Source organism: Microtetraspora glauca (assembly GCF_040656155.1).
GTDB lineage: Bacteria > Actinomycetota > Actinomycetes > Streptosporangiales > Streptosporangiaceae > Microtetraspora > Microtetraspora glauca.
The window spans coordinates 3867-26950 of the sequence record NZ_JBFALK010000009.1; the positions used below are offsets into that span (position 1 = coordinate 3867).

General features: G+C 71.2%; 22 protein-coding genes. 18 read left to right on the plus strand and 4 right to left on the minus strand.

The features are described from left to right. Positions 1-162: 162 nt before the first annotated feature. Positions 163-1089 (minus strand): MBL fold metallo-hydrolase, encoded by a 927-nt coding sequence (locus AB0I59_RS17530; protein ID WP_082776856.1) that lies wholly within the window; start codon positions 1087-1089, stop codon positions 163-165. 91 nt (positions 1090-1180) lie between these two features. Between AB0I59_RS17530 and AB0I59_RS17535 the strand changes: the two genes are divergently transcribed. Beyond that, positions 1181-1750 (plus strand): single-stranded DNA-binding protein, encoded by a 570-nt coding sequence (locus AB0I59_RS17535; protein ID WP_061255530.1) that lies wholly within the window; start codon positions 1181-1183, stop codon positions 1748-1750. Between the two features lie 18 nt (positions 1751-1768). Here the strand turns inward: AB0I59_RS17535 and AB0I59_RS17540 are convergent, their stop codons facing one another. Beyond that, the gene (locus tag AB0I59_RS17540; RefSeq protein ID WP_358133876.1) at positions 1769-2995 is read right to left on the minus strand and encodes a DUF1015 family protein; all 1227 of its coding nucleotides are present in this window, start codon (positions 2993-2995) and stop codon (positions 1769-1771) included. Between the two features lie 177 nt (positions 2996-3172). Here AB0I59_RS17540 and AB0I59_RS17545 point away from each other — a divergent pair, with 177 nt between their 5' ends. Both AB0I59_RS17545 and AB0I59_RS17550 read left to right on the plus strand, forming a co-directional pair. Next, positions 3173-3505, plus strand: a complete 333-nt coding sequence (locus AB0I59_RS17545) for a tetratricopeptide repeat protein (protein WP_255706253.1) — start codon at positions 3173-3175, stop codon at positions 3503-3505. Beyond that, entirely contained in the window at positions 3502-4512 is a 1011-nt protein-coding gene (locus tag AB0I59_RS17550) for an HAD-IIA family hydrolase (RefSeq protein ID WP_358133880.1), read from the plus strand. Before AB0I59_RS17545 ends, AB0I59_RS17550 begins: the two co-directional genes overlap by 4 nt. A 78-nt stretch (positions 4513-4590) precedes the next feature. On the opposite strand, the gene AB0I59_RS17555 is transcribed toward AB0I59_RS17550, so the two are convergent. Continuing rightward, complete coding sequence (locus tag AB0I59_RS17555; RefSeq protein ID WP_061255534.1) at positions 4591-4938, minus strand: SCP2 sterol-binding domain-containing protein; 348 nt, start codon at positions 4936-4938, stop codon at positions 4591-4593. 445 nt (positions 4939-5383) lie between these two features. Here AB0I59_RS17555 and AB0I59_RS17560 point away from each other — a divergent pair, with 445 nt between their 5' ends. The 13 genes from AB0I59_RS17560 to AB0I59_RS17620 all read left to right on the plus strand — a co-directional run bounded on the left by AB0I59_RS17560 (position 5384) and on the right by AB0I59_RS17620 (position 18790). After that, complete coding sequence (locus AB0I59_RS17560; protein WP_061255535.1) at positions 5384-5740, plus strand: hypothetical protein; 357 nt, start codon at positions 5384-5386, stop codon at positions 5738-5740. Between the two features lie 73 nt (positions 5741-5813). Continuing rightward, positions 5814-6623: a TlyA family RNA methyltransferase gene (locus tag AB0I59_RS17565; RefSeq protein ID WP_061255536.1), complete on the plus strand. Its 810-nt coding sequence runs from the start codon at positions 5814-5816 to the stop codon at positions 6621-6623. Between the two features lie 29 nt (positions 6624-6652). Further along, positions 6653-7540 (plus strand): NAD kinase, encoded by an 888-nt coding sequence (locus AB0I59_RS17570; protein ID WP_061255745.1) that lies wholly within the window; start codon positions 6653-6655, stop codon positions 7538-7540. Between the two features lie 79 nt (positions 7541-7619). Next, positions 7620-9338, plus strand: a complete 1719-nt coding sequence (recN, locus tag AB0I59_RS17575; protein ID WP_061255537.1) for a DNA repair protein RecN — start codon at positions 7620-7622, stop codon at positions 9336-9338. Positions 9339-9411: 73 nt separating this feature from the next. After that, positions 9412-10608: a putative cytokinetic ring protein SteA gene (gene steA, locus AB0I59_RS17580; RefSeq protein ID WP_061255538.1), complete on the plus strand. Its 1197-nt coding sequence runs from the start codon at positions 9412-9414 to the stop codon at positions 10606-10608. Then, positions 10605-11585, plus strand: a complete 981-nt coding sequence (locus tag AB0I59_RS17585) for a copper transporter (RefSeq protein ID WP_061255539.1) — start codon at positions 10605-10607, stop codon at positions 11583-11585. The genes steA and AB0I59_RS17585 overlap by 4 nt, the downstream gene beginning before the upstream one ends. A gap of 132 nt (positions 11586-11717) precedes the next feature. Further along, positions 11718-12656: a hypothetical protein gene (locus AB0I59_RS17590; protein ID WP_061255746.1), complete on the plus strand. Its 939-nt coding sequence runs from the start codon at positions 11718-11720 to the stop codon at positions 12654-12656. Positions 12657-12669: 13 nt separating this feature from the next. Then, positions 12670-14406, plus strand: a complete 1737-nt coding sequence (gene murJ, locus AB0I59_RS17595; protein WP_358133887.1) for a murein biosynthesis integral membrane protein MurJ — start codon at positions 12670-12672, stop codon at positions 14404-14406. Then, complete coding sequence (locus tag AB0I59_RS17600; protein ID WP_358133890.1) at positions 14399-15553, plus strand: glycosyltransferase family 4 protein; 1155 nt, start codon at positions 14399-14401, stop codon at positions 15551-15553. Before murJ ends, AB0I59_RS17600 begins: the two co-directional genes overlap by 8 nt. Before the next feature lie 225 nt (positions 15554-15778). Then, positions 15779-16741: a TerC family protein gene (locus tag AB0I59_RS17605; RefSeq protein WP_061255748.1), complete on the plus strand. Its 963-nt coding sequence runs from the start codon at positions 15779-15781 to the stop codon at positions 16739-16741. A gap of 139 nt (positions 16742-16880) precedes the next feature. After that, positions 16881-17525 (plus strand): phosphatidylserine decarboxylase, encoded by a 645-nt coding sequence (locus tag AB0I59_RS17610; protein WP_228639919.1) that lies wholly within the window; start codon positions 16881-16883, stop codon positions 17523-17525. Continuing rightward, positions 17512-18348 (plus strand): CDP-diacylglycerol--serine O-phosphatidyltransferase, encoded by an 837-nt coding sequence (pssA, locus tag AB0I59_RS17615; RefSeq protein WP_061255541.1) that lies wholly within the window; start codon positions 17512-17514, stop codon positions 18346-18348. Before AB0I59_RS17610 ends, pssA begins: the two co-directional genes overlap by 14 nt. A gap of 148 nt (positions 18349-18496) precedes the next feature. Continuing rightward, entirely contained in the window at positions 18497-18790 is a 294-nt protein-coding gene (locus tag AB0I59_RS17620) for a hypothetical protein (protein WP_061255542.1), read from the plus strand. 50 nt (positions 18791-18840) lie between these two features. Here the strand turns inward: AB0I59_RS17620 and AB0I59_RS17625 are convergent, their stop codons facing one another. Next, positions 18841-19491, minus strand: coding sequence for an MBL fold metallo-hydrolase (locus AB0I59_RS17625; RefSeq protein WP_061255543.1), 651 nt, complete (start codon positions 19489-19491; stop codon positions 18841-18843). A 225-nt stretch (positions 19492-19716) separates the two neighbouring features. Between AB0I59_RS17625 and uvrA the strand changes: the two genes are divergently transcribed. Then, complete coding sequence (uvrA, locus tag AB0I59_RS17630; RefSeq protein ID WP_061255544.1) at positions 19717-22557, plus strand: excinuclease ABC subunit UvrA; 2841 nt, start codon at positions 19717-19719, stop codon at positions 22555-22557. 103 nt (positions 22558-22660) lie between these two features. Then, complete coding sequence (locus AB0I59_RS17635; RefSeq protein ID WP_228639928.1) at positions 22661-23083, plus strand: Rieske (2Fe-2S) protein; 423 nt, start codon at positions 22661-22663, stop codon at positions 23081-23083. The last annotated feature ends 1 nt before the right edge of the window (position 23084 follow it).

A 23084-nucleotide genomic window follows, 5' to 3' on the forward strand; every position in this document is an offset into this window, starting at 1 on the left:
GACCGGGACACGCCGGCAGCCTGATCAGTACGGCGGGGCGGCCCCATCAGGTGATCACACCTGATGGCGCCGCCCTTTTCGTACGGACCTGCTGGGAGATGTGTCGCCACGTCACATCGCCGCGTGAAGAGGCCCGTCGCCCGGCTGTGCGGCCGGGCGGCGTCAGCCGGCCGTACGCTCGAGCCAGTGCAGGATGCCCGCGACGTTGGACGGCGCGCCGCTCAGCAGCTCGAACTGCTCGGCGGTCGTCTCGTCACCCTGGAGGGCCACGTACCGCTCACGCGTCCGATCACGGACCATGGCGACCGCGTGGTCAAGATCGAGTCCCTCCGAGTGGGCCTGCCGGGTCAGGTCCACCCAGACGCGCAGCTCCTCGGCGGACCTTTCCAGGGTCTCCGTGACATTCGCGACCGGACCGTAGTGGCTGAACAGCAGCCGCTGCGGACCGAGCGCCTCGAACAGGGCGATCGAGTCGAGCGCCACACCGAGGTCGAAGTCCGGCGGCGGCGTGGCCGGGCGCAGGTCGCCGGTCTCAGGCAGGTAGACGCCGGCGGCGTCACCCACGTACAGGTCTCCGCTCAGCGAGTCGAGCAGCCCGACATGGTGCTTGGCGTGGCCGGGTGAATAGTGGCTCGACAGCGTCCTCCCGTTGCCCAGGTCGATGCTGCCGGTGTCGCCGAGCGCGCGGATCCGGGCGGCGTCGGTGGGGGCCAGCGCACCGAACAGGACGTCGAGCTTGTCACCCCACACCATCTTGGCGCTGGCCATGAGCCGGGACGGGTCGGCGAGGTGCCGGGCGCCCTTCTCGTGGACGACGATCTCGGCCGAGGGGTAGTAGCCCGCGATGTCGCCGACACCGCCGGCATGGTCGAGGTGAATGTGCGTCACGACCACGGTCGCCAGGTCGGCGGGTCCGACGCCGAGCGACGTCAGCGCATCCCTGACGATGGGCGCGGACGTGGACGTCCCGGTCTCGACCAGGCATGGCCGATCACCAAGGATCAGGTAGCCGGCCGTGATGCCGGAGTATCCGGCCATCCTCGTGTCGATCTCGTAGACGTCACCGCCGAGCGGTGTCACGTTGTCCACAGTCACCCCACTATCCCCAGAATCTCGTTCGGGCAAAGCTCCTTCAGCCTAGTGAACGACAGTGGTCTCTCGACGAGAGGGGAGAGACCACATGCATCTGAACTCCGTGGTGCTGCGGGGCCGGCTGTCGATGGAGGCCGAGGACCGGGCGTTGCCCAGCGGCGTCGTGCTCACTCGCTGGCGGCTCGCGGTCCGCAGGCCCGAGGAACGTCCCGGTCACCGGCGTGCCGACGGCATCGAGTGTGCCACGTTCGATGATGACGTTCGCGCGGTTGTGTCCGCCTGGCGGCTCGACGACGTGGTCGAGGTAGAGGGGGCCGTGCGCCGCCGCTGGTGGCGCGGGGGAAGCCGCTATGAGATCGAGGTCCGTACGGCTCGCCGGATCGAGGGCCGCCGATCTTCCCAGAGGTCACGCGCTCCGGCGGTCCGGTCAGCACAGGGCGAGGAGACCGCTGAGATAGATCATCCGTCTGCCGCGTCACCGACCGCCGTGCCTCCGCTCGTCACGACGGCCTCGGCTGTGTTGCCGTCATCCGATTCGACATCGCCGGCCGCGTTTCGGCCCGTGTTCACACCACCGGTGGTGGCCACGACCGCCATGGAGGGCGGTGGCGCTGAGGCCGAGCGGTGCGCCGGCCCATTGGATCAGCCGATCGGGTGAGCCGCGTCGTCGGTGGGATCACTCCGCGGCGAAGATCCGCATCACGAGACCGGTGCGTGGCTTAGGGCTGAACGAGGTCGACTTCCGGGGGACGCGCTCCCCCTGTGCGGCCACGGCCAGTGCGTCCTCGGTCGCCAGCGGGTTGAGCAGGACGGCGGTCCCCGAGAGCTGCCGCGCGAGCCGTACGGCGGCGTAGGGGTCGTGATGCACCACCAGCACCCGGCGCTCGTCGTCCGGGATGCCCCACACCTTCGGCAGCAGGAACTCGGTGAGGATCGAGGTGTCCATGGCCCGCCAGCGGGCGGAGCGATCGGGAGGCATGGCGTGCTCGACCTGGAGCGGATCAGGACTGGTGAGGAGATGCGACGGGCCGTCTCCGGCGAGCACGAACGCGGGTCCCGTGGCGGTGGCGAGCCCGGAGAGCGCGTCCTCGAGCGAGACGAACTCCTGCACCTGCCAGGCCCCCTTCGCTCGTGCCGCGGCCTCCGACAGGGGAAGGTCGGGGATGACCCGGTGAATCGCCTTCAGGTCCGGGGGATATGCCGTGGAGTCGACCAGCAGAGCGAGCCCGTAGTCCCATGGGCCGGACTCCTCACGATCCTCGCGCAGCTTCTGGTACGTGGCATAGCGGTGATGCCCGTCGGCGATGAGCGCCTGCCGGTTCCGCAGGTCCTCGCCGACGGCGGCGATCTCCACCGGGTCGGTGATCCCCCAGAGGCGATGGCGGAAGCCGTCGCCGGTCTGGACGTCGAGGAGCGGGACGCGCAGCGAGGCCACCTCGTCCACCAGCCGGGAGGCCGTTCCCCCGCCTTCGTACAGCAGGAAGATCGGTTCGAGATTGGCCTCCGTCGTCCGCATCAGCGCCAGGCGGTCGGCGACCGGGCCCGGCATGACGTCCTCGTGCGGCAGCACGGCGGGAGAACCGACCTCCACCGCGCCGATCAGGCCCCGCTGCAGGACGCCGGGCGCGCTCTGCTCGTACACGTAGAGCGCGGGCAGGGGGTCCACGGTGAGCACTCCGGACGTCATCCACGCGTTCAGCTCGGCGCGCGCGTCCGTGTAGTGGCTCGCCCCGGGAAGGATCAGGCGCACCACGTTGTTGGGGTGGGAGTCCAGCAGATCCTGGACGTCCTCGGGGGAGACGAGGTCGTACGGCGGCGAGGTCACCGCAGCGAGATCGTCCACCGTGAACCGCACGCCGCGGAACGGACGCAGCACCAGTGCCGGCCGTTCAGAAGTCTCCATACCGGGCATGTTGCCATAAATGCCCGGTCTTCCCGAGGCTGCGGTGGCCGGTTGGTCAGGAAATCGCATTGCAGGAGGCCCCACAGAATGATCCAGGGACGACATGGACCATCGGATTACCAGCAGGACGGCCCAGCCGGGGGTGTTTACGAATGGTTCCAGCGTGGCGTCAAGTTGTTGGAAGAGGGTAGCCCCGCCGCCGCGGCGGCGCTCCTGGAACGGGCGGCTCAGGCGGAACCGGAGTCGCGCAGCATCCGAGAGGCGCTGGCCCGGGCACAGTTCAACTCCCGCAGGTACGCCGACGCGGCGGGTAGCTTCCGCTGGATCGTGGACGCCAACCCCGCCGAGGACTACGCCTACTACGGACTCGGCATGGCGCTGTGGCGCACCGGCGACATCGAGGCCGCCCAGGAGCCGCTGGCCGTGGCCGTGGCCATGCGCCCGGATCTCCGGCACTACGTCTCCGCGCTGACCCAGGTGCGCGCCACCCTCCGGGCGAGGCAGGTATGAGCCCCCACGCGAACGCCGCGGCCCTGATCGAGGGCTATGACACTCTCCTGCTCGACCTGGACGGCGTGGTCTACCTGGGTAGGCACGCCGTCCCTGGTGCTCCCGAAGCCCTGGCCGCGGCGCAGGACCGCGGGGTACGACTCGCCTTCGTCACCAACAACGCCTCTCGAACGCCGGGCGCGATCGCCGCCCATCTGAGCGGCCTGGGCATTCCGGCGGCCCCCGAGGACGTCGTGACCTCCGCCCAGGCGGCCGCCCGGCTGGTGGCCGAGCGGTTCCCACCCGGGTCCCCCGTGCTCGTCGTCGGCGGCATGGGCCTGCGCACGGCGGTGCGGGCGTGCGGCCTGCGTCCCGTGACCACCGCGCTCGACGGTCCCGTCGCCGTCGTGCAGGGCATCTGGGACGCCATGTCGTACGGCCTGCTCTGCGAGGGCACGCTGGCCGTACGCGCTGGAGCCTGGTTCGTCGCGGCCAACGCGGACACCACCATGCCCACGAACCGCGGCGAACTGCCGGGCAACGGCTCGATGAGCAGGGTGATCGCCACCGCCACCGGGGTGGAACCGGTCGTCGCGGGCAAGCCCGAGCCGCCGCTGCACCGCGAGTCGATGATCCGTACGCGGGCGGAGCGGCCGCTGATCGTCGGCGACCGGCTCGACACCGACATCGAGGGCGCGACCCGGGCGGGCGTGGACAGCCTGCTCGTCCTCACCGGGGTGGCCGGGCCGCTGGACCTGCTCACCGCGACGCCGCGGCACCGGCCCACGCACCTGGCGACGGACCTGTCCGGCCTGCTCGAACCCCCCGCGCGCGTACGGCGTGGGCCGGACGGCTGGGAGTGCGGCGGGTGGACGGCCCGCTGGGAGGGCGGCCGGCTCGGCCTGTCCGGCGCCGGGGACCCGATGAGCGGGCTGCGTGCGGCATGCGCGGCGGCATGGGAGGCCGCCGGTGACGGCCGGGCGGACGAGGACGCGGTGAAGCCCGTTCTCGCGGCTCTCGATCTCTAGGGACGCACGCCGTCCGTCACCGCTGCGGATCCGGATGGCGCACCGGGGAAATCAAGGAGGGAGACTCGCGGGGAGATGTCAGAGGAGCTTGCGGAGCCGCAGCAGGTCCCCGAGGCTGGCGTCGATCTTGACCCGGCCGCCGAAGAGAGCACGGCCCATGTCGAGCTCGCCGTTGACCATGGAGATCAGATCCGCGCTGGCGATCGTGATCTTCACTTCGGTGGGCCGGCCGTCCTGAGGAGGAGCGTCCGTGAACGGGTCGAGCCCGGCGCGGTGGATCCGGCCGTAGAAGGTCATGCCGAGGTCGGAGATGTGGCAGGCGAGCCTGCGTTCGACCACATGCCTGGCACGGTCCTCCGCGCTGATCTCGTCGAAATGCTCGACGAGCTTCTCGAGCGCCGCCCGGCATTCCTCGACGGTCGCCATGCGTATGCCTCTCTTCCCGCGGCCGGTCAGATGCCTCTGTACCTACGGACGGTAGCGTTCCTCATGAGTACTGCGCGAAATCTGACACGTACCGGCGTATCAGCGACAAGGGGGGCCGCATGGTGTTCGAGGCCCTGCCAGGGTACGTCCCACGGGAGAATGCCCTGACCACGGCCACCCCGCCGGCACGGCTCGCCGGACGCCGGGTGGAGCCGGTGGCGCCCTCTCCCGGACCACGCTCGACGGCCGGCGCGGTCCGCGCTCCGGAACCGCGCGGTGCGGAACGCCCAACGCGAAGCCGTCCCGTTCCGATTCCGCTACCGTCGAGACGGCGAGCGTCACGTGTGGCCGCCGGCGCGGCGTCGACCCGTGCGGCCGCGATGACGGACGGGGAACCATCCAGCACGACGAGGACCACGGATGCCGGGTCCACCGGAGGGGACGAATGACCGAGAGCGGCGCCGAGCCGGCGGCGGGGCTGCGGTTCCTGCGGGGCGTCTCCGCAGCGCACGAGTCCCGGCAGGAACCTCGGCAGGACGCGCGGCAGGCGGATCGGGACGCGGTGGACGCGGTGGAGTACGTGCCCGGGCCGGACACCCTGCGGGGGATCCGGCAGGAGCCCCGGCCCGTACCGCAGGCGCCACGCGGAGGCGAGGAGGCCGTCCAGGGGGCGCTGTCCGCGCTCCGCAGGCTCGGCGACCTGCCCGTCGCCGCGCACGTCGGCGTGTTCGAGGAGGCGCTGACCTGCCTGGAGAGCGCGCTCGCGTCCGTGGACGAGCCCGCGGGAGAGCCGCGCAGGTGAACCGCCGACCAGAGGGCGCGCTGTCCGCGCCACATGCCATGTCCCGTCCGGCGGCGGACCGCGGGTGGGGCCGATGAAGCGGATACGGCTGGACAGCGAACTCGTCCGCCGCGGGCTGGCCCGGTCCCGGGAGCAGGCGGCGCAGCTCATCGAGGCGGGCCGCGTCACGGTGGGTGGGCGCACCGCGGCCAAGGCGGCGACCCAGGTGGACACCGCCGCCGCGATCGTGGTGGCCGAGGACGCCACGGGGCCCGACTACGTCTCACGCGGCGCGCACAAGCTGCTCGGTGCCCTGAGCGCCTTCGAGGGGCTCAAGGTCGAAGGCCGCCGCTGCCTGGACGCGGGCGCGTCCACCGGCGGATTCACCGACGTGCTGCTCCGGCACGGCGCCGCGCACGTCCTGGCGGTCGACGTCGGGTACGGCCAGCTCGCCTGGTCGCTGCGCACCGATGAACGCGTCACCGTGATGGAACGCGTCAACGTCCGCGATCTGACGCCCGACATGGTGGGAGAGCCGCCGACCCTGATCGTGGGCGACCTGTCGTTCATCTCGCTCCGCCTGGTACTGCCGGCGCTGGCCGCCTGCGCGGCGGAGGTGGCCGAGTTCGCGATGCTGGTCAAGCCGCAGTTCGAGGTGGGGAAGGACCGGGTGGGAGCGGGCGGCGTGGTCCGCGACCCCGCGCTGCGCGCCGGAGCCGTACGCGACGTCGCGACGGCCGCCGGAGGGCTGGGCCTGGTCGTGAAGGGCGTGACCGCGAGCCCCCTGCCGGGCCCGTCGGGCAACGTCGAGTACGTCCTCTGGCTCGGGAAGGGGCCGGGGCACGAGCCGGTCGCCGACCTGGACGAGGCCATCGAGCGGGCAGTGGCGGAAGGGCCGCGGTGACGACACAGAAGCAACCTCCGCGGACCGTCATGGTCACCGCCCACACGGGCAGGGAGGCGGCGGTGGACAGTGCCAGGCTGGTGATCCACCGGCTGCTGAGCGCCGGGCTGCGCGTACGCGTGTTCGACGTCGAGGCCGAGGAGATCGCCTGCCCGGGCGCGGACGTCGCGCCCACGAATCCCGGCTCCCTCCACGAGGCCGAGCTGATGATCGTGCTCGGCGGTGACGGGACGCTGCTTCGCGCGGCCGAGATGGCCCGTCCGGCCGGGGTTCCGCTGCTCGGGGTCAACCTCGGCCACGTGGGTTTCCTCGCCGAGGCGGAGGTGGCGGACCTCGCCGCCGCGGTGGACCGCGTGGTCGACGGCCACTACGAGGTCGAGGAGCGGATGACGGTCGAGGTGGCGATCCGGCTGAACGGCTCGACGCTCGCCGAGACGTGGGCACTCAACGAGGCCACCGTCGAGAAGGTGGACCGCATGCTCGAACTCGTCGCGGAGATCGACGGCCGGCCGTTGTCGCGGTGGGGATGCGACGGGGTGATCTGCGCCACGCCCACGGGATCGACGGCCTACGCGTTCTCCGCCGGAGGGCCGGTCGTCTGGCCGGAGGTGGAGGCGCTGCTGATGGTGCCGATCAGCGCCCACGCCCTGTTCGCCCGGCCGATGGTGGTCTCACCGCGCTCCACGCTCGCCATGGAGATCGTGCCCGAGACCAGCGCGGGCGTGCTGTGGTGCGACGGCAGGCGCCGGTTCGACGTCCCGCCCGGCGCCCGGGTCGAGGTGCGCAGGGGGAGAGTGCCCGTACGGCTGGCCCGGTTGCTGGGTGTGGAGACCACGGGAGCGCCGTTCACCGACCGCCTGGTCGCCAAGTTCGGGCTCCCGGTGGAGGGCTGGCGCGGGCGCGTACGGTCCCCCTGACACCCCCCGTCCTCGAAAATCTTGGCGATTTGTGCGTAGGATCTCTGGCGGGATCTGTCGGCGAAACGGGAGGGGACCAGTGCGGCCACGGGTCGAGGAGGTCCGGATCCAGGGGCTCGGCGTGATCGACGAGGCCGTTCTGGAGCTGTCACCGGGATTCACCGTGGTGACCGGTGAGACCGGCGCGGGCAAGACGATGGTCGTCACCGGACTCGGCCTGCTGTTCGGCGGCCGGGCCGACCCGGCGAGGGTCCGCCCGGGCACGGACAAGGCGACGGTCGAGGGCACCCTGGTCGTCGACCCCGGCGGCAAGGTGGCCCAGCAGGTGTCCGACCTCGGGGGCGAGGTCGAGGACGGCACGCTGATCATCTCGCGGACCGTCTCCTCCGAGGGGCGCTCACGTGCCTGGCTCGGCGGTCGCACCGTCCCGGTCGGGACGCTCACCTACATCGCCGACGATCTCGTCGCCGTGCACGGCCAGATGGACCAGCAGCGCCTCCTTCAGTCGGGCCGCCAGCGCGCCGCGCTCGACCGCTACGCGGGAGACGACCTGGTCAAGCCGCTCCGGGCGTACGAGCAGGCGTACAAGCGCCACCGGCAGATCACCGAGCAGCTCCAGGAGCTGACCACCCGGGCCAGGGAGCGCGCGCAGGAGGCCGACGTGCTGCGCTTCGGCCTGGACGAGATCGAGAAGGCCGACCCCAAGGTGGGAGAGGACGCCGAGCTCAAGGAGGAGGCCGAGCGGCTGGCGCACGCCGACGCGCTCCGCACGGCCGCCACCACGGCGCACACCGCGCTGCTCGGCGACCCCATGTCCGGCCCGCAGCTCGCGCAGGACGCGGTGTCCCTGGTCGGGCAGGCGCGGTCGGCGGTGGAGGCGGTGCGCGACTTCGACCCGACGCTCGGCGGGCTCGCCGATCGGCTGGCCGAGGCCGGATACCTCATCTCCGACGTGGCGACCGAGCTGGCCGCCTACGCCGAGTCGGTGGAGGCCGACCCGGCCCGCCTCGCCGCCGTCCAGGAGCGCAGGTCGCTGTTGACCGGGCTGACCCGCAAGTACGGCGCGGACGCCGCCGCGGTGCTCGACTGGGCGAGGAACGCCGCAGGGCGGCTGGGCGAGCTCGACAGCGACGACGAGCGCATCGACGAGCTCACCCGGGAGCACGCCGAGCTCACCGCCCGACTGGGGGAGCTCGCCGCCGAGTTGACCGGCATACGGGAGGCCGCGGCGGAGCGCTTCGGCGCGGCGGTCACCGCCGAGCTGTCGGCGCTCGCCATGCCGCACGCGCGGGTCGGCGTCGCCCTGACCCGCGGCGACGACTTCGGCCCGCACGGCGTCGACGAGGTGGAGCTGCGGATGGCCTCCCATCCGGGGGCTCCGCCGCTCCCGCTGAACAAGGGCGCGTCCGGCGGCGAGTTGAGCCGCGTCATGCTGGCCATCGAGGTCGTGTTCGCGGGGGCGGACCCCGTGCCCACGTTCGTCTTCGATGAGGTCGACGCGGGAGTCGGCGGCAAGGCCGCGGTCGAGATCGGCAGGCGGCTCGCGCGGCTGGCCAGGAGTGCCCAGGTCATCGTCGTCACCCACCTGCCCCAGGTGGCCGCGTTCGCCGACCAGCATCTGGTCGTGGAGAAGGCGAGCGACGGCAGTGTGGTGCGCAGCGGTGTGGTCGCCCTCACCCAGGAGGGCAGAGCCCGGGAACTCTCCCGGATGCTGGCGGGACTGGAGGACTCGGAGCTGGGTAGAGCGCACGCCGAAGAGCTCCTCACGATCGCATTGGCGGATAAGACCACACCCTGACTGGGTGTGACAAAACCGACACGCTCTGAGCTGCGGGACCATCTAGGTCGCCCACTCTGGCAGGATGGTCACGATGAAGGTCCCGAGCTTGAACGTTCCGGGCCTCCGCCGCAGGAAGGCAGACGACCTTCCCGGGGTGACGGCAGTGGCGAGAATCGACAGGCGGACCAAGAGGCTGACCAAGCGCCTCAAGGCCGGGGAAATCGCGATTATCGATCACGTTGACGTCGACCGAGTGAGCGCGGAGGCCCTTGTCGCGTGTGGCGCGGCCGCGGTGGTCAACGTGGCGGCGGGCATCAGCGGGCGCTACCCCAACCTCGGGCCGCAGATCCTTGTCGACGCGGGCGTCACGGTCGTCGACAACGCCACCCCCGAGCTGTTCGAGCGGATCAAGGACGGCGACGTCGTCCGCGTGCACGAGGGGCTCGTCCACCTCGGCGACGAGCTGGTCGGCAAGGGCGAGGTGCAGACCGTCGAGACGGTCGAGGCGGCCATGACCGAGGCGAGGGCCGGGCTGTCGGTCCAGATCGAGGCGTTCGCCGCCAACACGATGGAGTACGTCCGGCGCGAGCGGGATCTGCTCATCGACGGCATCGGCGTGCCCGACGTCCGCACCTCCATGGAGGGCAGGCACGTCCTCATCGTCGTCAGGGGATACCACTACAAGGAAGACCTGGCGACGCTGCGGCCGTACATCCGGGAGTACCGCCCGGTGCTCATCGGAGTGGACGGCGGGGCGGACGCCCTGGTCGAGGCCGGATACCTGCCCGACATGATCGTCGGTGACTTCGACTCGGTGTCCGAGAAGGCGCTGTGCTGCGGCGCCGAACTCGTGGTGCACGCCTACCGTGACGGCCGCGCGCCGGGGCTGGAGCGCGTGCACCAGCTCGGCCAGCAGGCCGTCCTCTTCCCCGCCACGGGCACCAGCGAGGACATCGCCATGCTGCTCGCCGACGACAAGGGCGCGTCGCTGATCGTCGCCGTCGGCACGCACTGGACGCTCGTCGAGTTCCTCGACAAGGGGCGCTCCGGCATGGCCAGCACGTTCCTCACCCGGCTCCGGGTGGGCAGCAAGCTCGTCGACGCCAAGGGCGTCAGCAGGCTCTATCGCAGTCGTATCTCCACGCCGTCCCTGCTGCTTCTCGTCGCCACCACGCTGATCACGATCGGCGTGGTGCTCTCGGTCTCGCCGGTCGGCCGGGTCTGGCTGAACGGGCTGAGCGACGCCTGGAACGGCTTCACCTTCTGGCTGGTCGGACTCTTCTCGTGATCGATTTCCGCTATCACCTCGTCTCCATCGTGGCGATCTTCCTCGCGCTCACCGTGGGCATCGTGCTCGGCAGCACCGTGCTGGAGACCGCGTTCTACAAGTCGGCTGAGGAGACCACCGCCCAGCTGCGCCAGTGGAACTCGGAGAACCGTGACAAGATCACCGCGCTGCAGGCCAGGGAGGACGGCAACGCCTCCTTCGTGACCGCGCACACGGCCGATCTGGTCCGCGGCCAGCTCCCGGGCGAGCGGTTCGTGCTCATCGAGGCGCCCGGCGCCCCCGCCGGCCGCCGCGACGACATCGTGAAGGTCCTCGGCGACTCCGGCGCGGTGTACACCGGCCGGGTCAGCCTGACGGAGAAGTTCCTCGCCGCGGACCAGACGAACGTCGTCGACCAGCTCGCGAGCACCGTCGCCCCCGCCGGTACGCGGTTCGCCGACGGCGCCTCGCCGTACGAGAAGGCGGCGGCGGTGCTGGCCGGGGCCGTCGTGACCGGCGACCGCGGCCAGGCGGGCCGGGAGGATCCGGCCGCGGTGAGCGTGCTCGAGGCGTTCCAGACCGGCGGCTTCCTGGCCATGGGCGGCTCCCCGGCGCAGCGCGCCACCGTCGCGATCGTGGTGTCCCCCGACCAGGCGTACGAAGGGGAGGACGCCGAGGCGCAGACCGCCGCCATGGTCTCCCTCGCGGCGGGTCTCGACTCGGCCGGCCTCGGCACCGTCATGGTCGGCACCACAGCCGCGTCCGGCACGGGCGGCGTGATCTCGGCGCTGCACGACGCGGGCGAGGCCGCCTCGAACGTCTCGACCGTGGACACCGTCGATATGCCCGCGGGCCGGGTCACCGTCGTCTACGCTCTGCGGGAGCAACTGGCCGGTCGTTCCGGCGCGTACGGTGTAGGAAGCGACATCACGGCGTTCGCCCCGCCCGCCGCGCCGGGCATCAGCCCCAGCCCCAAGCCGATGGCGTCGGGCGGCTGACCGGTCGCATCCCGAGGAAGATCCGAGGAAGAGGAGCCTGCTGTGGCCAGTCGTCCCTGGACCGGTCTGGCGGCGAGCACCCTGCTGCGCCCGTCGTGGGGGAGGCCGTCGCCGGGTGCCGCGCCCGGATCGGTGCTCGGCGTCCTCGCCGCCGTCGCCGGTGCGGCCGCGGGCGCCGTCGCGGCCCGCGCGGCCTACGCCGCCTTCCGGCGCCGTCCCCCGATCGGCGACGAGAAGACGTGGACCAGGACCAACCACAGGGGCGAGCCGATCACGCTGCTGGAGGGCCCGGCCTTCGTCGCCGGAGCCGGTGCGGCGGCGGCGCTCACGCCCGGGCTGTCCCCGCGGCTCCGCTCCGCCGCGCTGCTCGCCGGACTCGGCGGCGGCATCCTCGGCGCGTACGACGACGTCCTCGGCAACGCCTCGTCCAAGGGGTTCAAGGGGCATCTGTCCGCGCTGGCCCGCGGTGAGGTCACCAGCGGGGCCGTGAAGATCCTCGGGATCGGGGCGACCGGCCTCGCCGCCGCGGTGATCGCCCGCGACCCGGCGGCCACCCGCCCGCACGGCGGAGCGGCCGCCGGGGTGCTCGACACGCTCGTGAACGGTGCCGTCATCGCCGGGAGCGCCAACCTGGCGAACCTGTTCGACCTCAGGCCGGGACGAGCGATCAAGGTCGCGCTGCTGGCCGGGACGCCGCTGCTGGCGACGTCCCTTGCGGCCTCGGCGGCCTCTTCGGGGGCGTCGCGTGACGGTTCCCCCGGTACCGCCGTGCTGGCCGCGATCCCGCTCGGCGCCGCCGCGGCGCTGCTGCCGGAGGACCTGGGGGAGCGTGCCATGCTCGGCGACGCCGGCGCGAACGCCCTCGGGGCGCTTCTCGGGCTCGCCGCCACCGTGCGGCTGGGCCGTACCGGCCGGCTGGTCCTGCTCGGCACGGTCGCCGCGCTGACCGCCGCGTCGGAGAAGATCAGCTTCACCAAGGTGATCGCCGCCAACCCCGTGCTCAACCGCATCGACATGCTGGGCCGCCGTCCGGTGCCGCCGCCGCCCGTCGTCGTCTCCCCGACCCCGTGAGATGCGGCTCCGCATGACCGGTCGCCTGAGCGGGCGGATGACCAGGCGCGTCGGCGCCGGCGTCGCCGGAGCGGCCGTGCTCATCGGGGCCATCAGCATCCTCGCCCGTGCCACCGGTTTCGCCAAGCAACTGGTCTTCGCCCGCGCGGTCGGGACGAACTGCCTGTCCACCGCGTACGTCACCGCGAACAACGTGCCGAACATCGTGTTCGAACTCGTCGTCGGCGGAGCGCTCGCCGGGATGGTCGTCCCGGTCCTCGCCGGGGCTGCGGGACGGTACACCGCGGTTCCCGCGCGCTCGGGCGCGACCGTACCCGCGACCGGGCCCGATGGATCCGACCTTGAGGCCCACGAGGGCCGTGTGGCTGACGACGCCGACGAGGCGGGCGCGCGCGAGGAGGTCGGGTGGATCTCCTCGGCGCTGCTCACGTGGGTGATCGTGCTGCTGGTCCCGCTCGGCATTCTGACGGCGCTCCTGGCCCGGCCGCTCGTCGGCCTGGTCGCCTCGACCGTGCCTGGCTGCGACGCGAGCGAGGTGGTGGCGGTCGCGAGCCGCATGCTGGTCGTCTTCGCGCCGCAGATCCCGCTGTACGGCGTGGCCGTCGTGCTCTACGGCGTGCTCCAGGCGCACCGCCGGTTCTCCGCCCCCGCCGTCGCGCCGCTGGTCTCCAGCGTGGTGGTCATCGTCGCGTACCTGGTGTTCGTCCCGCTCGGCGGGACCGCCGACCCGGCCACGCTGCCGCGCCCGGCCGAGCTCGCCCTCTCCGTCGGGACGACGCTGGGTGTTCTCGCGCTGGTCGTCACCGTGCTCGGGCCCGTCTCCCGGCTGGGACTGCGGCTGCGGCCGACCCTGCGCTTCCCTCCCGGTGTCGCGGTCCAGGTACGGCGCCTCGCCCTGGCCGGGCTGAGCGCGCTGGTGGCGCAGCAGGCGGCCATGGCGATCGTCATCCCCGTGGCCAACCGGATCGGCGGGGGCACGCTCGCGGCGTACGGCTACGCGTGGGCGATCTACCAGGTGCCGTACGCCGTGCTCGCGGTGCCGATCGCCACGAGCGCGTTCCCCGTGCTCTCGACCCGGGCGGCGGGAGGTGACCTGGCGGGCTTCGCCGCGCTGTCGGCCCGGACGACGCGTGCCGTGGTGCTGGTCTCCGGCCTCGCCGCCGGGGCGCTCGCCGCCGTCGCCGTGCCCGCCGCGCAGGTCTTCCTGGCGCGGGCGGACACCAGCGTGGATCCGGCCGAGTTCGCCCGGGCGATCGCGCTGTTCGCCCCCGGACTGGTCGGATACGGACTGACGGCCCATCTGAGCCGGGTGCTCTACGCGGACGGCCGGGGAAGGGAGGCCGCACGCGGCATGGTCGCCGGCTGGCTGGTCGTGATCGTCGCTCAGGTGGCCTTCGCGGCCGCCCTCCCCGCCGGGTGGAAGCTCGGCGGGCTGGCACTCGGCCAGGCGGTCGGTATGACGGCCGGTGGGGCGCTCCTGCTCGTCTCCGTGCTCAGGGCCCGTGGCGGCGAGGCGCTCCACGGGATCTTCCGGGCGACGACCGCCGGGCTGCTCGGCGGGGTCGCGGGCTGGCTCGCCGGCACGGGCGTGGTACGGCTCGTGGGCGGGACAGGGCCGTGGGCGAGTGCGGGCGTGGCGGTCCTCGCCGGGCTCGCCGCCGTCGCCGCCGGTGCCCTGATCGCGGCCGCCGTCGATCGAGAGGACCTGCGGGCCGCCAGGCGCCGCGGGAAAGAGGGGGAAGGTGTCTGATCAGGAGGCGCGGCGGGTCGCGCTCGTGCTGGGAACCAGCGCGGGAGGCGTGGGCCGGCACGTGCGGATGCTCGCGGAACGGCTGGCCGGGGACGGCCGCCAGGTGGTGGTCGCGGGACCGCCCGCCACCGAGGAGGCCTTCGACTTCACCGGGGCCGGAGCACGCTTCGCCGCGGTGCCGATCGCGGAGCGGCCGCGCCCCCTCGCCGACCTCGGGGCCGTTCTCCGGCTGCGGACCGCTCTCAGGGGCGCCCAGGCCGTACACGCCCACGGGTTGCGGGCCGGCGCCTTCGCGGTGCTCGCCTTGGCGGGAACACGGCGGCGAGGCCGGAGGACGGGACGACGGAGCGGACGGCACGGCGCGCGGCTTGTGGTCACTCTGCACAACGCCGTCACGGCCGGGGGGATGACGGGCGCGATCTACGGAGTGCTGGAGCGGATCGTCGCGCGCGGGGCCGATCGCGTCCTGGTCGTGTCTCCCGATCTCGGCGACAGGATGCGGGCCAGGGGCGCCCGGCGGATCGACGCCGCCGTCGTGCCCGCGCCGCCCCTGACGCCGCCCGCCCGTTCCCCCGAGGACGTACGGCGGGAGCTCGCCGAGCGGGTCGCCGGGTTCACCGGGGACCGGCCCGTCGTGCTCACGATCGCCCGGCTGGCTCAGCAGAAGGGACTGGAGACGCTGCTGGACGCGGCGGCGGGGCCGTACGCGGCGGCACCGCTCTTCGTCGTCGCCGGAGAGGGTCCGTTGCGCGGGGAGATCCAGCAGCGCGTCGACGCCGAGCGGCTGCCCGTGCTCCTGTACGGCTGGGCCGCCACGGCGGAGTTGCTCCAGGTCGCGGACGTCCTGCTGGTCCCGAGCAGGTGGGAGGGGCAGCCGCTGAACGTCCAGGAGGCGCTCAAGGCGGGCACGCCGATCATCTCCACGCGGGTGGGCGGGATTCCCGACCTCGTCGGCGACGCCGCCGTCCTGGTCCCGGAGGGGAACGCCGCCGCGATGCGGGGAGAGCTTGACCGGCTGCTCGGCGATCAGGGCCTGCGTAAGGCGCTCGCGGAGGCCTCGGCCGTCCGGGGGCGGGAGCTGCCGGGCGAGGCGGAGGCGCTGCGATCGGTGCTGCGGGCGTACGCCGGCACCGACGTCGACGGCTGACGGGCGGACGCTCGCATTCGGTTGCTGACCCGCGGATACACGCGTCTTGAACTTTCGATTAGGCGCGGTGGACCCTGATCCCTATACTGAGCGCGTTGGGGGGGAGTATCCCTTCGCGGCAGTTCCGTCATCACGGTGTCAGCACCCGGGACTGTCGGTCCGGCGTGTCCGGGCGGGAGAGACCTCCGGCAGTGTGTTTCGCGCGCGTGCCGGAGGTTAGTGATCTTGAGCGTTTCCATTTGGGTGTGGGCGGCGGTCGTCGTCGGGCTCCTCCTCGTCCTGGCCTTCGACCTGTGGATCGTGGACCGCGGTGAACCCCGTGAGTTCTCGATGCGCCAGGCGACCTTCTGGGTCGGGTTCTACGTGGCGTTGGCGGTCCTCTTCGGCGTCGGTCTGCTCGTCTTCCGGAGTCCTGAGGCGTCGGGCGAGTTCTTCGCCGGCTATATCACCGAATACAGCCTCAGTGTCGACAACCTGTTCGTCTTCTTCATCATCATGTCGCGGTTCTCGGTGCCGCGGTTCCATCAGCACAAGGTCCTGCTGGTCGGGATCCTGCTCGCCCTGGTCATGCGAGGGGCGTTCATCGCCGTCGGCGCCGCGGCGCTCGCACGGTTCAGCTGGCTCTTCTACGCCTTCGGCCTCTTCCTCATCTACACGGCGTACACGCTGGTCCGCGACCACAACAGGCAGGAGGAGGAGTTCAGCGAGAACCTCCTGCTGCGCACCGCCCGCCGTGTCTTCCGTACCACCCCGGACTACGTCGGCTCCCGGGTGACCGTGAAGGTGAACGGGAAGCGGCTGGTCACCCCGATGCTCATCGTGATGATCGCGATCGGCACCACCGACCTGCTCTTCGCGCTCGACTCGATTCCCGCGATCTTCGGGCTCACCAAGGACCCCTTCATCGTCTTCACCGCCAACGCGTTCGCCCTGATGGGACTGCGCCAGCTGTACTTCCTGCTGGGCGGACTGCTCCAGCGCCTGGTGTACCTGAGCTACGGTCTCGCGTTCGTCCTGGGGTTCATCGGGGTTAAACTCGTTCTCGAGGCGCTGCATGAGAGTGATGTCTCCTGGGCGCCGCAGATCCCGATCTGGGTGTCTCTGGTGGTCATCGGCGTCACCATGACCGTGACGACCGTCGCGAGCCTGATGAAGGCTCGTCGGGATGAGGTCGTCGCCTCCGGCTGAGGCCCTACAGGGCTAGCGCAACGGGAAATGACACTGTTTGCTTGTCTCGTTGTGCCGTACAAATGACCACGGGATCGGTAATATCGAGCGTTCAGGCGCATATCGGTCCCCAGTCGCATAAAGAGTACAAAGGTTCCCTGTGTCCAACGATTCTGAAAATCCCCGCGGTCGGGTTCGGCTCGCGCGTGGGGTGTCCCCGTGGTTGGCTCCGACCGCCGCGGCGGCGGCTGTCACCACGGCACTCGTTCGCAAGTCGCCGAAATGGGCCGTGGCGGCCGTGCCGCTCACGGCGCTCACCGGCGCCATGCTCTGGTTCTTCCGCGACCCCGAGCGCGTCCCCGGCGAGGGACGGATCGTCTCCCCGGCCGACGGCGTCGTGCAGAGCATCGACCCGTGGGCCGACGGCCGCACCCGGGTGGCCATCTTCATGAGCCCTCTGAACGTGCACGTCAACCGCGCCCCCGCGGCCGGTACGGTGACCTCGGTCGAGCACGTGCCCGGCGGGTTCGTGCCCGCCTTCAACAAGGACAGCGACAAGAACGAGCGCGTCGTCTGGCACTTCGACACCGCGCACGGCGATATCGAGATGGTGCAGATCGCGGGAGCGGTGGCACGGCGCATCGTGCCGTACCTCTCCGCGGGCGCCAAGGTGGCGCAGACCGACCGGATCGGCCTGATCCGGTTCGGATCACGGGTGGACGTCTACCTGCCCGAGGGCATCGCCCCGGCGGTGAGCGTCGGCCAGAAGACCGTGGCGGGGGTGACTCGCATTGACAACGCCTGAGCTCGGCGCCGAGAGCTGGCCGGTGGGCGAGCTGGAGGAGGAGCCTCGCGGTCCCGTGGGAAAGGCGTTCCGCCTGTCCGCCGCGGACTCCCTCTCGCTCGGCAACGCGCTCAGCGGCTTCCTCGCCGTGTGCGTCCTGGCCTGGTCGGCGATCTCCGACCTCCAGTCCCATGGCAAGTTCGAGCCCGACCCCCGGTTCTTCGGGACCGCGGTGGTCCTCCTTCTCATCGGCGCGACCTGTGACCTCTTCGACGGTCTGGTGGCCCGCAGGTTCCGCGCGTCCGCGATGGGCGCGGAGCTGGACAACCTGGCGGACGTGATCAGCTTCGGGTTCGCGCCCGCGTTCATGGTCGTGATCTGGGCCGGCTTCTCCGGACGGCTCCCACTGTGGCTGGTGCTGTGCGCGGCGGCCTCCGTCCTGCTCGCCGGTGTCGTACGGCTGGCGCGTTTCGCCTGCGTCAAGACCAAGAGCGGCGACTTCATGGGCCTGCCCATCCCCATGGGCGCCATGACCGTGGTCTCGATCGTGCTGCTCTTCCAGCCGAACTACATCACGATCGCCGGCATCTTCGCGGTCGCCTGGCTCATGGTGAGCCGCATCGAGTACCCCAAGCCCAAGGGCAACGTCGCGGCGGTGGTCCTCGCCTGGATGATGATCAACGTCGCCTGCCTGAGCATCTGGGCGTCCGGCCTGGCCGGGGGCGACCAGCTCATCACCGTGGGCGCGGTCATGCAGATCGCCATCGTCGCCGCGATCCCACTTCGCGTGCTGGTGTTCAAGTGGGAGCGCCGCAGAGCGGGCCGCTCCGAGCACGTCGGCTGACGGCGCGCCTCGACGCGCGCGTCCGAGAGCGCACGACGCGAAGGGCCCGGATGTGCGTCCGGGCCCTTCCGCTTTCGTCTCCGGCTTCCGTGCGTGATTCCCCTGCCGGTAATCCGGCAGCCGGTCGGCCGGCTGGACATAATGAGGCATGACAGCTACGCCGCCTCGTGAGCACACCCGGACGTACTTCCTCGGCAAGCTGGCCGAGGTGCTGGAGATCAGGGGACTCGAGGTCGCGCTCCGGTCCAATCCTCCCTCGCTGAAGGCGACAGATCCGGACGCCGCGATGCTCAGCGAGACCGTCGACTGCGTGGCCACGGCGGACGGCTGGTACTACCGCTGGTCCTGGGGAGAGATCGTTGAGAGCACGAACGACCCGGAGGCGGCTGCCGACCGCATCCTGAAGGTCTTCGCCGGCCGGTCACCGAGCGGGCCCGCGTGACGCGGGCGGCGGCCTGAGAACCGAGTCCCGCACCGATCGACGTCTGACGTTCACCAGCCGCGGGCGCGCCACTCCGGCAGCGAGGGGCGCTCCGCGCCGAGGGTCGTGTCCTTGCCGTGCCCCGGATAGACCCAGGTCTCGTCCGGCAGGCGGTCGAAGATCCGCTCGACGACGTCCGTGTAGAGCTGGTCGAACCTCTTCGCGTCCTTCTGGGTGTTGCCGACCCCGCCGGGGAACAGGGAGTCGCCGGTGAACAGGTGACCGCCGCCGCCCTCGTAGAAGAGGGCGATCGACCCGGGGGTGTGCCCGCGCAGGTGGATGACCTCCAGCGGGACCCGTCCCACGGTGATCCGGTCGCCGTGCTCGACCGTACGCCCGACGGCGACCGGCAGCTCGGGGGCGTCGAGGGGGTGGGCGATCACCCGCGCGCCGGTCGTCCCGGCCACCTCCTCCAGGGCCATCCAGTGGTCCGCGTGCCGGTGCGTGGTGACGATCGTGCCGACGGGCCGGTCCCCGATCAGCCCGAGCAGGCGGCGCGGCTCCGCGGCGGCGTCGATGAGCAGGCCCTCACCCGTCTCCGCGCAGCGGAGCAGATAGGCGTTGTTGCCGAAGTCGCCGACCTCGATCTTGGAGATCGTCAGCTCCGGCAGCTCACGCACGTCCGCGGGACCGCCCTTGGTCACGTCACCGGTGTAGCTCATGCCGCTCCTTCATCTCTGGTCCCGGGCGTGGCCGGGGCGTACACCATCATCTCCGACTCCGGGGACGTACGGTCGATGGAGCCCATACCCTGGACAGACAGGGGCCGCGCCCCCGGAGCGTGCACGCGGACCCGGCGGCGATTCCGGCCCCCACGAAATTGTCAGTGCCTCTGGATAGCCTGCCCGTGCACCTCCTGTTGACTCCAACGACCTATCGGGACCGCTGTGGCTGACCGCCTGATCGTGCGTGGCGCACGTGAGCACAATTTGAAGGACGTCTCGCTCGACCTCCCGCGAGACGCTCTGATCGTCTTCACCGGGCTTTCTGGCTCGGGCAAGTCCAGCCTGGCCTTCGACACCATCTTCGCCGAGGGCCAGCGTCGCTATGTCGAGTCGTTGTCCTCCTACGCCCGGCAGTTCCTCGGCCAGATGGACAAGCCCGACGTCGACTTCATCGAGGGCCTGTCCCCGGCCGTCTCGATCGACCAGAAGTCGACCAGCCGCAACCCGCGCTCCACCGTGGGCACCATCACGGAGGTCTACGACTACCTCCGGTTGCTCTGGGCGCGCATCGGCAAGCCGCACTGCCCCACATGCGGGCGGCCCATCGCCAGGCAGACCCCGCAGCAGATCGTGGACCGCGTCCTCGAGCTGGAGGAGGGCACCAGGTTCCAGGTGCTGGCGCCCGTCGTCCGAGGCCGCAAGGGTGAGTACGCGGAGCTGTTCCGCGAGCTCCAGACCAAGGGTTTCGCCAGGGCCAGGGTGGACGGCACGATCGTCCGGCTCGAGGAGCCGCCCACTCTCAAGAAATACGAGAAGCACGACATCGAGGTGATCGTCGACCGTCTCTCGGTGAAGGACGGCGCGCGCCGCCGGCTGACCGACTCGATCGAGACGGCCCTCCAGCTGTCGGGCGGCACGATCACGCTGGACTTCGTCGACCTGCCCGAGGGCGACCCGAACCGCGAGCGCTTCTACTCCGAGCACCTGTACTGCCCCTACGACGACCTGTCGTTCGAGGAGCTGGAGCCCAGGTCGTTCTCGTTCAACTCGCCCTTCGGCGCCTGCCCGGACTGCACCGGTCTCGGCACCCGGATGGAGGTCGACCCCGATCTCGTGGTGCCAGACCCGGAGCGGACGCTCGGTGACGGGGCGATCAGCCCGTGGTCCGGCGGCCACACCAGCGACTACTTCATCCGGCTGATCGAGGCGCTCGGCCACGCGCTCGGGTTCGACCTCGACACGCCGTGGGAGCGGCTGTCCAAGAAGGCGCAGAAGGCACTGCTGCACGGCTACGACGAGCAGGTGCACATCCGGTACAGCAACAGGTTCGGCCGGGAGCGCTCCTACTACACCTCCTTCGAGGGCGTCATCCCGTGGGTTCAGCGCAGGCACGCCGAGGCGGAGAGCGACGCCATGCGCGAGCGCTTCGAGGGGTTCATGCGGGAGATCCCGTGCCCCTCCTGCAAGGGCTTCCGGCTCAAGCCGGTGTCCCTGGCGGTCACGGTGGGCGACGCCTCGATCGCCAAGGTCTCGGCCATGTCGATCGCCGACTGCGCCGCCTTCCTGTCCTCTTTCGAGCTCTCCGAGCGCGACATGCACATCGCCGAGCGGGTGGTCAAGGAGATCAACGCGAGGCTGGGCTTCCTCCTCGACGTCGGCCTCGACTACCTCACCCTCGACCGTGCCGCGGGCACTCTCGCGGGCGGTGAGGCGCAACGCATCCGCCTGGCCACCCAGATCGGCTCCGGACTCGTCGGCGTGCTGTACGTCCTGGACGAGCCGTCGATCGGCCTGCACCAGCGGGACAACCACCGGCTGCTCGAGACACTGATCAGGCTCCGTGACATGGGCAACACGCTCATCGTCGTCGAGCACGACGAGGACACCATCGCGGCGGCCGACTGGGTCGTGGACATCGGCCCCGGCGCGGGCGAGCACGGCGGCCAGGTCGTCGTGTCGGGCACCGTCCAGGAGCTGCTCGCCAGCGAGCAGTCGCTCACCGGGGCCTACCTGTCCGGCCGCAAGGCGATCGAGGTCCCCGCCAAGCGCCGCAAGCGTGACAGGAAGCGCCAGCTCGTCGTCAAGGGGGCTCGGGAGCACAACCTGGCCGGCGTCGACGTGGAGTTCCCGCTCGCCGTCTTCACCGCGGTCACGGGCGTATCGGGTTCCGGCAAGTCCACGCTGGTGAACGACATCCTCTACAGCGCTCTCGCCAAGGAGTTGAACGGCGCCCGCACGGTACCCGGCCGCCACGCTCGCGTGACCGGCACCGACCTGGTGGACAAGGTCGTGCACGTGGACCAGTCGCCGATCGGCCGCACGCCGCGGTCCAACCCCGCCACCTACACCGGCGTCTTCGACCACGTACGCAAGCTGTTCGCGGCGACCACCGAGGCGAAGATCCGGGGCTACCTGCCGGGCCGCTTCAGCTTCAACGTCAAGGGCGGCCGGTGCGAGGCCTGCGCGGGCGACGGCACCATCAAGATCGAGATGAACTTCCTGCCGGACGTCTACGTCCCGTGCGAGGTCTGCCACGGCGCCCGGTACAACCGGGAGACCCTGGAGGTCCACTACAAGGGCAAGACGATCTCCGAGGTCCTCGACATGCCGATCGAGGAGGCGCTGGAGTTCTTCGACGCCATCCCGGCGATCCGGCGTCACCTGCAGACGCTCCACGACGTCGGTCTCGGTTACGTACGGCTCGGCCAGCCGGCGACCACGCTCTCCGGCGGCGAGGCCCAGCGCGTGAAGCTCGCCTCGGAGCTCCAGCGCCGGTCCACCGGCCGGACGATCTACGTGCTCGACGAGCCGACCACCGGCCTGCACTTCGAGGACATCCGCAGGCTGCTCGGTGTGCTCAACCGGCTCGTCGACAACGGCAACACGGTCATCGTCATCGAGCACAACCTCGATGTGATCAAGACCGCTGACTGGATCATCGACATGGGGCCCGAGGGCGGTTCCCGGGGCGGCAGGGTCGTCGCCACGGGCACCCCGGAAGAGGTCGCGGGAGTCGAGGCGAGCCACACCGGCCTGTTCCTGCGCAAGATCCTCGACGTCTGACCGGCGATTGCGCCGGGCGTGAACGCGGCCGGGCCGGTTTCGGAGGCGGGTGGCTCCGTCCATAGGCTGGAGCCACACCCCGATCCCCGAGAAGGACTCCACGATGACCAGCAGTTCCTCAGGTATGCCCACGCGCCGCCAGGTGCTCGGGACGGCCGGCGCCGCCGCCTGCGGCGTCGCACTGGCCGGATGCGGCGCGGGCGTGCCACCTGAGCCCGTGGTGCCCCCCGGGATCAAGGGGAAGGTCATCGCCAAGGTGGCGGAGGTCCCGGTGGGCGGCGGCACCGTCATCAAGGACTGGAAGATCATCCTCACCCAGCCGTCGGAGGGCGTGTTCAAGGCGTTCACGGCGAACTGCCCGCACAAGGGCTGCCTGGTCGGGCGATTCGAGGGCAAGGCGGTGGAATGCCCGTGTCACGGGAGCACGTTCGCCATCGACACCGGCGCGTGCCTCAGCGGTCCGGCCGGCGCGCCGCTCAAGGAGTTCCCGCTCAAAGTGGAGGGCGACGGCATCGTGATCGTCTGAC